The sequence below is a fragment of the Halalkalibacter oceani genome, from assembly GCF_040544555.1.
Taxonomy (GTDB): domain Bacteria; phylum Bacillota; class Bacilli; order Bacillales; family Bacillaceae_D; genus Halalkalibacter; species Halalkalibacter oceani.
In genome coordinates this window covers 57,030-67,085 of record NZ_JBEPKD010000023.1, presented here as the reverse complement: position 1 = coordinate 67,085, position 10,056 = coordinate 57,030, and the positions used below count along the sequence as shown (strand labels likewise).

The following is a 10,056-nucleotide window of genomic DNA, read 5'->3' as shown; positions in this document are numbered from 1 at the left end:
ATGGACACCCTTGCTCTTGGCTAATGGTTGGCAACTGCCAGCCCCCATAGCGGACTTTCACCGCCTAGCTACGCGCCATGCGTGGCGCACTAAAAGAGGCGGGGCAAAAGGTAAACAACCTTTTGCCCCGCCTCTAAGCAACGAGCGGAACCGCCACGATCTTTTTTAAAGCCTGTTGTGAATGGAGCCATTGCCAATAGGATCAAAGCTAGTTTTGGCTCAAGCTCACTTCATTTTTCGTTTTTAATTTTATATGCTTCTTAAGGATTTTATTGTAACGTACCAATCCTTAATTCGGAATGTAGTTTAACGGGTTGACCGCGTTGGACTTCGCTCCGTTCCAGCCACCTTCATGAACTTCGAAGTGTAAATGAGCGCCGAACGAGCGTCCTGTATTCCCCATAATTCCAATCGTTTGCCCTTTCGAGACACTTTGTCCGCTCGACACATTTATGCGCTCCATATGAGCGTACAATGTCGTAATCAGCTGTCCCTCGACGTAATGTGCGATGATCACAGTATTTCCATAGCCATTCATATAGCTTGCACTTACGACTGTTCCATCCTGAACGGCAACAATCGGCACATCTCCGGTACGACCGTTCTTACCGATGTCAATTCCGTAGTGCATCCGTCCTCCAAAAGAACTACGTGGGCCAAATGTTGATGTGATGCTTCCCGTTGCCGGCCGCATAAAACCGGAGTTCGTCACCGCCGGCGTACTGTGCATTTGACCACCACCGCCTCCACTTCGAGACGCAGCAGCTGCGGCCGCTGCGGCCTGACGCTGGCGTTCCTCATACTCAGCGAGTTCTTTTTTCAACGCCGCCTCTTGGGCGCGGAGAATTTCATCGGCATTCTCCAATTCACCAAGATCGTCATGCAGCTCATCTTCGCGCTGCTGCAGACGGTTCATCAGATCATCCTTTTGCTGACGCTGCGACTCAAGCTCGGCCATCATCTGCTCAAGCTCGGCTAAATGCCCTTCAAGTGTTTGCAGCTCCTGCTCCACTTGCAGCTTCGCCTCTTCAAGCCGGTTCTGATCCTCAATATGAGCTTCAATAATGTTACGATCCTGCTGCGCGATGACAGACAGAGCATTCACCCGGTCGAGAAAATCACCAAAGCTCTTTGCTCCAAGAATGACTTCCAGGTAGTTAATCGAGCCACCGCTCTGATACATCGCGCGCGCTCTGTCTTTCAGCAGAACGTCTCTTTCGGCAATTCGTTCCTCCAGCTCAGCAATCTCCGCACGAAGGGCCTCAATATGGGCGCGTACTTCTTCGATCTCGCTTCGTTTGTCACGAATGTTTTGACTCGTTGTCGCCACTTCATGATCAATCTTTCGGATTTCGTCATTCAGTTGCTGCATTTCAGTCTCAAGCTTTTGGATTTCCGCTTCTGTCTTCTTCGCCTCTTCCTGTTTCTCCTGACGCTCACGCTGAACATCGGAAATCTTACCTTCGATTTCCGAGTTAGCCAACGCCTTGTGATCAAATAAGCCCGCGCCTAAAGAACCAGTAACCAGCAACAATGCAACTGCAACTAAACCCAACCTTTGCTTCATTCAGCCGTTCCTCCTCATTTCCTGTAAAACTTTTCTTCTTAATCACCGAGCCTCTATACTTTCAAAAACTTCCGCACAGATACGATACTTCCCCAAACACCGATAAAAGCTCCGATTCCGATAAGCAACGCTGCGATCTGCCATATGTATGGGAACACAGGTAACAGGGAGAAGAACATGAGTTCAAAACGCTCCCCAAAGTTTGACAGGACGTATGAATAGCCGAAGCCAATCAACAAAATCGGAATCAAAGATCCAACGACTCCTAAAAGCATTCCTTCTATAAAAAATGGCCAGCGGATGAACCCATTGGTTGCCCCGACAAGTTTCATAATCTGAATTTCTCGTTTTCTAGCCACAATTGTCAGTTTAATAGTATTGGCAATTAAAAACATTGCCGTAAACATCATCGCCAACACGAGCACAAGACCAACTGTGCGAAATAAATCGGTGAAGGCAAACAAGCGCTCCACGACCTCTTTCCCGAAGTCAATCCGTTCCACATAAGGCATCTGTTCAAGCAGCCCCGCAACCTGTTCTGTCAACTGCGGACTGCTGGCCTCGACAATGAACACATCATTCAGCGGATTTTCCGAACGAATCGATTCAAAGACCTGGCCCCGTTCATCGAGACTGTCAATCAACTGATTGAGTCCTTCATCTTTTCCTAAAAACGTCACCTCGGCCACATCCGGTGTTGTTTCAATTTGAGCTCGAAGCTCATCCTGCTGTTCCGGTGTTGCCGTCAGCTCAATATAAACCCGTATCTCAACATCGTCCTCAATAACAGAAGCAAAATGATTGACGTTCATAATCAGAAGCAAAAACGCCCCGACAACAAACAGCATGACGGCGACCGCACTTATCGAAGCGAACGTCATCCAACCATTTCGTCCTAAGTTCTTACTGCCTTCCCGAACATGGCGTCCGAGAGTTCTAAGCTTCATAGCCGTAGGTCCCCCTTATTTCATCCCTAACCACGCGCCCGCCTTCGATTGCGACAACTCGTTTCTTGATCGTGTTGACAATGTCCTTATTATGAGTTGCCATAATAACCGTCGTGCCGCGATGGTTAATATCGTCTAAGATGTCCATAATTCCCCAAGCTGTATCTGGATCAAGATTTCCCGTCGGCTCGTCCGCGATCAGAACATCAGGCTGATTGACAATCGCTCTGGCAATCGCCACCCGCTGCTGCTCTCCACCTGATAGTTCACTTGGCAAAAACCGCGCCTTGTTTTTCAACTGCACGATATCAAGCACATCCATCACCTTGCGTTTGATCATATCCGGCGCTTCCTCAATCACTTCAAGCGCAAACGCCACATTTTCATACACGCTCAAGCTCGTCAGCAGTTTGAAATCCTGAAACACCACCCCTATTTTCCGGCGCAGTAACGGGATATGCTTTTCTTTAATCGTTGACAAGCTCGTTTTATCGATAATAATTTCGCCCTTCGTCGCTTTCTCTTCACGGTACATCAGACGGATAAATGTCGATTTTCCGGCGCCGCTCGGTCCTACGACATAGACAAACTCACCTTTTTTAATTTTTATATTAATCCCATTAATCGCCTTTACATTATTGGAATAGGTCTTCCATACATCCTTCATTTCAATCATACTGTTCACTTCCCCGCTTACCGTCATTTCACAAGTCACTGCTTGTCCATTACGAATGCTGTAGAAAAAGCACTGCTTTCCCCTCATCCTGTCGGTTCGCCTATCCATTATACCATTTATTAAAAATTATGGAGAACCAATTTTATTACAATTATATTTCAGTCGAAAAAAGCCCTGAAAAAGATTCGCTTTCTCTTTTTCAGGGCTTTTGCTTTATTGAGTTTTAATCCATTGAGCGATGTTATTCGCATCTTCTTCCGGGAGATTTTGCGCTGGCATTGTGCCTTGTCCATTTAAAATGACATGTTCAATTTCTTCCGCTGAGAGTTCCGTTCCAGCCAAAGCAGGACCGACTCCCCCTTCCAGGTTCCCTCCGTGACAGCCGATACAGCTTGCTTCATATGTCGTGCGAGCTGCTTCAGCATCAAAATCACCTGCCGCTTCTTCTCCTTCGCCGGCCGCATCCTCAGCCGGGGCTTCATCAACTGGAGCTTCATCAGCCGGGGCTGGCTCTTCTCCTCCGCCTCCACAAGCTGTCAAAGCAAAAACAGCACCTAGCACAAGTAGAAATTTCTTCATCTCTTTCCCTCCATTGATTCGTTTTGCAGGAGTTTCCTCCAAGCACATTATAGCCGATTTCTTTTTTGTTAGGCGTGCTTAAACCCTTCTCCAAGCACCTCCGTGGCGTTCGTAACGATGACAAACGCTTGCGGGTCAACAGCTTGAACGATATGTTTCAATTTTGTGACCTCACTCTGATGGACAACACACATTAAGACGGGTCTCTCTTCTTCCGTATAACCGCCATAGCCGCTTAGCTTTGTTACTCCACGATCAACATCCCGCAGGATGCTTTTTCGCAGTTCTTCCTGATGATTGGAGATGATTAAAGCTACCTTTGCATATCCTACCCCCATTTGCACTAAATCAATCGTCTTTCCCGTCACAAATAAAGCAATTAACGCATATAGCGCCAGCTCCAGACCGAAAACGATCGCCGATGTCAAGACGATCAGGCCATCTAAAATAAAGACGCACGCCCCAAGGGAAACGCCGGTGAATTTTTGAATAATTTGCGCGGCGAGATCCGTGCCGCCTGTGCTAGCGCTCGCCCGAAAGACGATTCCCAGTCCGAGGCCCACTCCCATTCCGCCAAATAACGCACCGAGCAGCGCATCCTCAAAGCCGACTGACCATTCCCGCGTTAAAAACACAACAAATGGGAGAAACAATGTGCCGACCAATGTTTTGATTCCATATTTGAACCCGCCAAGCAGCAACACTCCGAGAATGAAGAGAGGAATGTTGAAAGCCCATTGGGTAAACGCCGGCTCAATCCCGAATGTCGCATTGACAATCGTACTAATGCCGCTGACCCCGCCCGAGGCGATTTTGTTCGGCAGTAAAAATAAATTAAACGCGATCGCGACAATCGCCGACCCTGTCAGGATGTATGTATATTCGACCAATAATTGCAGCTTGTGATTGAGAGGCCCTCTCCGTTTACGGGACGTTATCATCCGCTTCACTCCTTTTTACTATCATATCCAAACCATTTGGTAGTATAGCATCAGCTCTCACGGAAGTAAACGCGACTCCATTAGCGCGGTGACGAACTAAGAAGGCTGGCACGACTATTGTGCAAAAATGTAATGAAAAAGATGAAATGATATCATAATCAATGAAGGCTTATAGGAAAACGATACAGATGGAAAAGACGTTAAAAAAGGAGGATCAAGAATGAAATCATGGGAGGAGATGGCTCAACATATTACTTCGATCCCGCAGGAACGAAAGCTGGAGATTGAAGTAGCGGCCTATTTCGCTGAATCGATTGTCGCGCGGCGCAAACAATTGAAGCTAACGCAAGCGGAATTAGGAGCTAAAGTAAATATGAGTCAATCGCAAATCGCCAGGGTGGAAAATTCTACTACCGTTCCAAGACTAGATACTTTAATCGCTATTGCCAATGCACTCGATTTACAAGTAACACTGGTCGAAAAAGAACAAGCTGCTGCTAAAACAGTGATGTTCTAAATTTGAATAAAATGGAGGTAAGCTATGTCAAAATCAGATTTAGGAATTGTAAAAGCCAAAAAAGAAGAACGAATAAGAAATTGGACTGAAAGAAAGATTAAACTGGCTCATAAATGGATTGAAAATGAAGATGTTCAAAAAGCTCGTCCAATGATACAAGGGGCAATTCATCTTTGCATGCTTGGAGAAAATGTCGGAAATGAACAAGGAGGAGAACGTCCTGTCCTTGTTATTTCAAATAATCGAGTCAACTCTTCTTCTGGTAATGTTAAAGTAATTCCCCTTACCACCAAACTTAAAACAAAAACAGTAAAAAGAAAAGGAGCAGAAAGAATTGTGCCGAAAGTTGCCACTCATTACTTTTTAAAAAAAGCTAAATATAATTTTCTTGATAAAGATTCGGCTGCTAAAGTAGAAGAAACAACCACTGTTAGCAAAGTTCGTTTGACAGCATATTTAGGAAATATCGATGAAAGTGATTTACCCGCTATCAAATCACGGTTAAAATGGCTGTTTGATCTGTAGTCACCCTTGACTATTTTATTTAGAGTAAGTTATACTTTATCCATACGTTGCCTGTCTCGTTACAGGCCATTTCACACGAATGTCGTGATTTTAGTTTAAAAGAGACTGGGCAAACGGTAAAAAACAACCTTTTGCCCAGTCTCTAAGCAATGAGCGGAACCGCCTCGATCTTTTTTAAAGCCCGTTGTGAGTGGATTTCTCACAACGGGCTTATGGCGTGTGAAGCCATTGCCAATAGGTTAAAGCTCGTTTTGTCTCAACCCCTTTTCTTAATACCCATTCACATAAAATCGGCTGTTTTGAATATTATAATACTACGTTGTCCATCGCGTTATGGACCAATTCACCCTAAGGTCATAAGCCTTGGGGGTTTTTATTTCCCAAATCGTACTTGAGAATATGAAAGCAAAAAAGCCGCTCTTGTGAAACGGCTTTTTTGGTGTTATGAAACGGGGATGGCTATATGCCCCACCCCATCTACTCCTGCTCCACCCCGCCGATGGCCTGGCGCAAATAGGCGTCGATGAAGCCGTCAAGATCGCCGTCCATCACGCTTGTCGTATTGCCGACTTCGTAATTGGTGCGATGATCCTTGACCATGCTGTATGGATGAAAGACATAGGAGCGGATTTGGCTTCCCCAGCCGATTTCTTTTTGTTCGCCACGGATTTCGGCAAGTTCCTGCTGCTGCTCTTCGATTTTGAGCTGGTACAGCTTCGCTTTCATCATTTTCATCGCTTGTTCCCTGTTTTTAATTTGGGAGCGTTCGCTTTGGCAAGTGACGACTGTGTTTGTCGGCAAGTGGGTGATCCGCACAGCCGAATCAGTCGTATTGATATGCTGACCGCCGGCCCCACTGGCGCGGTACGTGTCGATTTTCAAATCTTCCGGTGAGAGGTCGATGTCGACACTATCATCCAGCTCAGGCATCACTTCGCACGAAACGAACGACGTATGCCGGCGCCCCGACGAATCAAACGGCGAAATCCGCACTAACCGATGGACGCCTTTTTCGGCTTTTAAATAACCGTACGCATTGTGGCCTTTAATCAGCAGCGTGACGCTCTTCACCCCGGCCTCATCGCCCGGCAAATAATCCATCGTCTCCACCTTGAACCCTTTTCGCTCTGCCCAGCGCGTGTACATCCGCAAAAGCATCGAAGCCCAGTCCTGTGACTCAGTTCCCCCGGCACCGGGATGGAGCTCAAGAATCGCATTGTTCTTATCATACGGCTCACTTAGCAAGAGCTGAAGCTCAAACTGGTTCAGTGCTTCACTTAAGCTGGTGACCCCCTGCTCCAGATCCTGTTTCAAATCTTCATCGGCTTCTTCCTTCACCAGCTCATATGAGACCTCTAAATCCTCGTATTCCGATTCTAAAGCCAAAAAGCCATTGACCTGCTCCTTTAACGCATTGGAATCGTTAATGATCGCCTGAGCCGCCTCCTGATCATTCCAAAAATCAGGATCGGTCATCTTCTCTTCTAATTCGGCAATGCGTTCCTGCTTCTCATCGAGGTCAAAGAGACCCCCTAAAATTTGATAATCGCTTTGCCATTGCTGTCAGCGTTTGCTTAATCTCTACTAATTCCATCCTGCACCTCTACCTCGTTATTTTATATAGCTGCTTATGCGCCGCAGCAGTTTTTGTACTTTTTGCCGCTGCCGCATGGACACGGATCATTCCGCCCGACGGTGACCCCTTTTCTGATCGGCTGGCGCTTCTTAGGCTGCTGCTCTGTGCTTTGATGAACAGCCTGCCCTTCAGCGACCTTTTGGCGCTCAAGATTTTGCTGTACCTGGGCTTTCATCACATACATCGATACTTCTTCCTCAATCGACGCAATCATCTGCTCGAACATTTCAAATCCTTCAAAACGATACTCACGCAACGGATCGTTCTGACCATATGCACGAAGATGAATTCCTTGGCGGAGCTGATCCATTTGGTCAATATGGTTCATCCACTTCCGGTCAACCGTCCGCAGCATAATGACCTTCTCGAATTCACGCATGTATTCCGGCGTAAATTCCTCTTCCTTCTGATTATAATTGGCGAGCACCTTCTCGGTAATCAGCTCGATCATCTCTTCAGGATCGAGACCGCGCAGCTCCTGCTCTGTCAAATCATTTTCGTTCAAAAGCTGGGCCTTCATATAATTGACGATCGCACCAAGATCCCAGTCCTCCGGCACTTCACTTTCCGGCGTATGGAGGCGCACGGTGCGCTCAATGACAGACTTGATCATCGATTCGACAATTTCACGAAGATTATCCGATTCAAGGACCTCAACGCGCTGCTTGTAAATGATTTCGCGCTGTTCACGCATGACATCATCATATTGCAAAATTTGCTTCCGCGCGTCAAAGTTATTGCCTTCCACGCGTTTTTGCGCTGTTTCAACCGCACGGGAAACGAGCTTGCTTTCAATCGGCTGATCATCTTCCATCCCGAGCTTTTCCATCATCGCTCTCATGTTATCAGAGCCGAAGCGACGCATCAGCTCATCTTCCATCGATAGATAAAACTGGGAAGAACCCGGATCACCCTGACGGCCGGCACGACCGCGGAGCTGATTGTCGATCCGCCGGCTTTCATGCCGTTCCGTTCCGAGCACATGGAGACCGCCAAGCTCGATTACCCCTTCACCCAGCTTAATATCGGTACCACGGCCGGCCATGTTCGTCGCAATCGTGACGGCGCCTTTTTGCCCCGCATTCTCAATGATCTCGGCCTCCCTCTCATGGTTTTTCGCATTGAGGACGTGGTGCGGAATCCGCCTTTTCTTTAACAGACTTGAGACAAGTTCAGATGTCTCGACACTTACCGTACCGACAAGAACAGGTTGTCCTTTTTTATGTTTTTCTTCAATTTCATTAACGACTGCTTTAAACTTCGCTTCCATCGTTTTAAAAATTAAATCAGGACGATCATCACGGGCAATCGGTTTGTTCGTCGGAATCGCCATGACGTCCATTCCATAAATGTTGCGGAATTCCTCTTCCTCCGTTTTCGCCGTACCCGTCATCCCGGCAAGCTTCTGATACATCCTGAAATAGTTCTGGAATGTAATGGAGGCAAGCGTCATGCTCTCACGCTGAATCGGCAGGCCTTCCTTCGCTTCAATCGCCTGATGCAGCCCGTCGCTGTAACGCCGCCCCTTCATTAAACGTCCAGTGAAAGAGTCAACGATCACGACCTCGCCGTCCTCGACGACATAATCGGTATCACGCGCCATCACGACGTGCGCCTTTAATGACTGAGTCAGATGGTGGTTCAGCTGTACATGCTGTTGATCATATAAATTATCAATGCCAAAAGCACGCTCGGCTTTATTAACCCCTTCCTCAGTCAGCTGCACACTTTTCGTCTTTTCATCAAGCGTATAGTCCTCTTCCTTTTTTAACGTCCGGATAAAAGAATTTGCCTGCTGGTAAAGCTGGGTCGAACGCTCAACAGAGCCGGAGATAATTAACGGTGTCCGCGCTTCATCAATTAAAATCGAGTCAACCTCATCAATTAACGCAAAATGGAGCGGACGCTGAACCATTTGTTCTTTGTAGAGCACCATGTTATCACGCAAGTAATCAAACCCAAGCTCATTATTTGTACTATAGGTGACATCAGCACGGTACGCTTCCTGCTTCTCTTCCTTCGACAGTCCGGATTCATTTAGTCCGACCGTTAACCCGAGGAAACGATAAAGCTCACCCATAATTTCGCAGTCACGGCGAGCCAAATAATCATTCACAGTCACGACATGAACGCCTTTTTCCGTTAAGGCATTCAAATAAACAGGCATCGTACCGACAAGGGTTTTCCCTTCCCCAGTTTTCATTTCGGCAATATTTCCCTGGTGAAGGGCAATCGCCCCAAGAAGTTGCACCGGATACGGTGTCATATGCAAGACGCGTGTCGCCGCTTCGCGTACGACCGCAAACGCTTCTACTAATAAGTCATCAAGTGATTCTCCTTGCTGATGACGTTGCTTGAATTCTTCTGTTTTCTGGCGAAGACCATCATCTGACAGCTTTTTCATCTCAGGCGCCAACGCTTCAATTTGTTCAACGATTTTTTCGTTCTTTTTTAATTGACGTTGACTTGGATCGCCGATTACTTTCTTTAATAGACCTAACATCGAATTCGTCCTCTCTTCTTTCAGCCCACCCGACAAGCGGGCATGAAGCATTTTCACACTACGATAATTTTAGCAGGTAAAATCGGAGCTTACAAGGACTTCCCCTTCTCGCGTCCGGCGATGGAAGGCCGTTCTTCCCGCACCAATAAGTTCCTTTGTCCGTCA

9 protein-coding genes are annotated in these 10,056 nt (G+C 47.0%); 2 read left to right on the top strand and 7 right to left on the bottom strand.

Features of this window, described 5'->3' with window-relative positions:
* Window positions 1–289: 289 nt before the first annotated feature.
* From ABMB67_RS18850 to ABMB67_RS18830, 5 genes are all read right to left on the bottom strand, one after another.
* Window positions 290–1,567, bottom strand: coding sequence for a murein hydrolase activator EnvC family protein (locus tag ABMB67_RS18850; protein ID WP_354573015.1), 1,278 nt, complete (start codon window positions 1,565–1,567; stop codon window positions 290–292).
* A 53-nt stretch (window positions 1,568–1,620) separates the two neighbouring features.
* The gene (gene ftsX / locus ABMB67_RS18845; RefSeq protein ID WP_251223405.1) at window positions 1,621–2,514 is read right to left on the bottom strand and encodes a permease-like cell division protein FtsX; all 894 of its coding nucleotides are present in this window, start codon (window positions 2,512–2,514) and stop codon (window positions 1,621–1,623) included.
* The gene (gene ftsE / locus ABMB67_RS18840; RefSeq protein ID WP_251223406.1) at window positions 2,504–3,190 is read right to left on the bottom strand and encodes a cell division ATP-binding protein FtsE; all 687 of its coding nucleotides are present in this window, start codon (window positions 3,188–3,190) and stop codon (window positions 2,504–2,506) included. The genes ftsX and ftsE overlap by 11 nt, the downstream gene beginning before the upstream one ends.
* A 213-nt stretch (window positions 3,191–3,403) precedes the next feature.
* Window positions 3,404–3,769: a c-type cytochrome gene (locus ABMB67_RS18835; RefSeq protein ID WP_251223407.1), complete on the bottom strand. Its 366-nt coding sequence runs from the start codon at window positions 3,767–3,769 to the stop codon at window positions 3,404–3,406.
* Between the two features lie 68 nt (window positions 3,770–3,837).
* The gene (locus ABMB67_RS18830) at window positions 3,838–4,710 is read right to left on the bottom strand and encodes a YitT family protein (RefSeq protein WP_354573014.1); all 873 of its coding nucleotides are present in this window, start codon (window positions 4,708–4,710) and stop codon (window positions 3,838–3,840) included.
* Between the two features lie 220 nt (window positions 4,711–4,930).
* Between ABMB67_RS18830 and ABMB67_RS18825 the strand changes: the two genes are divergently transcribed.
* The gene (locus ABMB67_RS18825) at window positions 4,931–5,227 is read left to right on the top strand and encodes a helix-turn-helix domain-containing protein (protein WP_354573013.1); all 297 of its coding nucleotides are present in this window, start codon (window positions 4,931–4,933) and stop codon (window positions 5,225–5,227) included.
* 24 nt (window positions 5,228–5,251) lie between these two features.
* Window positions 5,252–5,752 carry a type II toxin-antitoxin system PemK/MazF family toxin gene (locus ABMB67_RS18820; RefSeq protein WP_354573012.1) on the top strand — a complete coding sequence of 167 codons (501 nt, stop codon included), beginning with the start codon at window positions 5,252–5,254 and terminating at the stop codon, window positions 5,750–5,752.
* Between the two features lie 477 nt (window positions 5,753–6,229).
* On the opposite strand, the gene prfB is transcribed toward ABMB67_RS18820, so the two are convergent.
* Window positions 6,230–7,346 (bottom strand): peptide chain release factor 2 gene (gene prfB / locus ABMB67_RS18815; protein ID WP_251223410.1). Its coding sequence is split into 2 segments (ribosomal slippage): window positions 6,230–7,273 and window positions 7,275–7,346, totalling 1,116 coding nucleotides; the frame shifts between segments, so codons are not numbered across the junction.
* Window positions 7,347–7,380: 34 nt separating this feature from the next.
* Window positions 7,381–9,891, bottom strand: a complete 2,511-nt coding sequence (gene secA / locus ABMB67_RS18810; protein WP_354573011.1) for a preprotein translocase subunit SecA — start codon at window positions 9,889–9,891, stop codon at window positions 7,381–7,383.
* Window positions 9,892–10,056 lie beyond the last annotated feature (165 nt).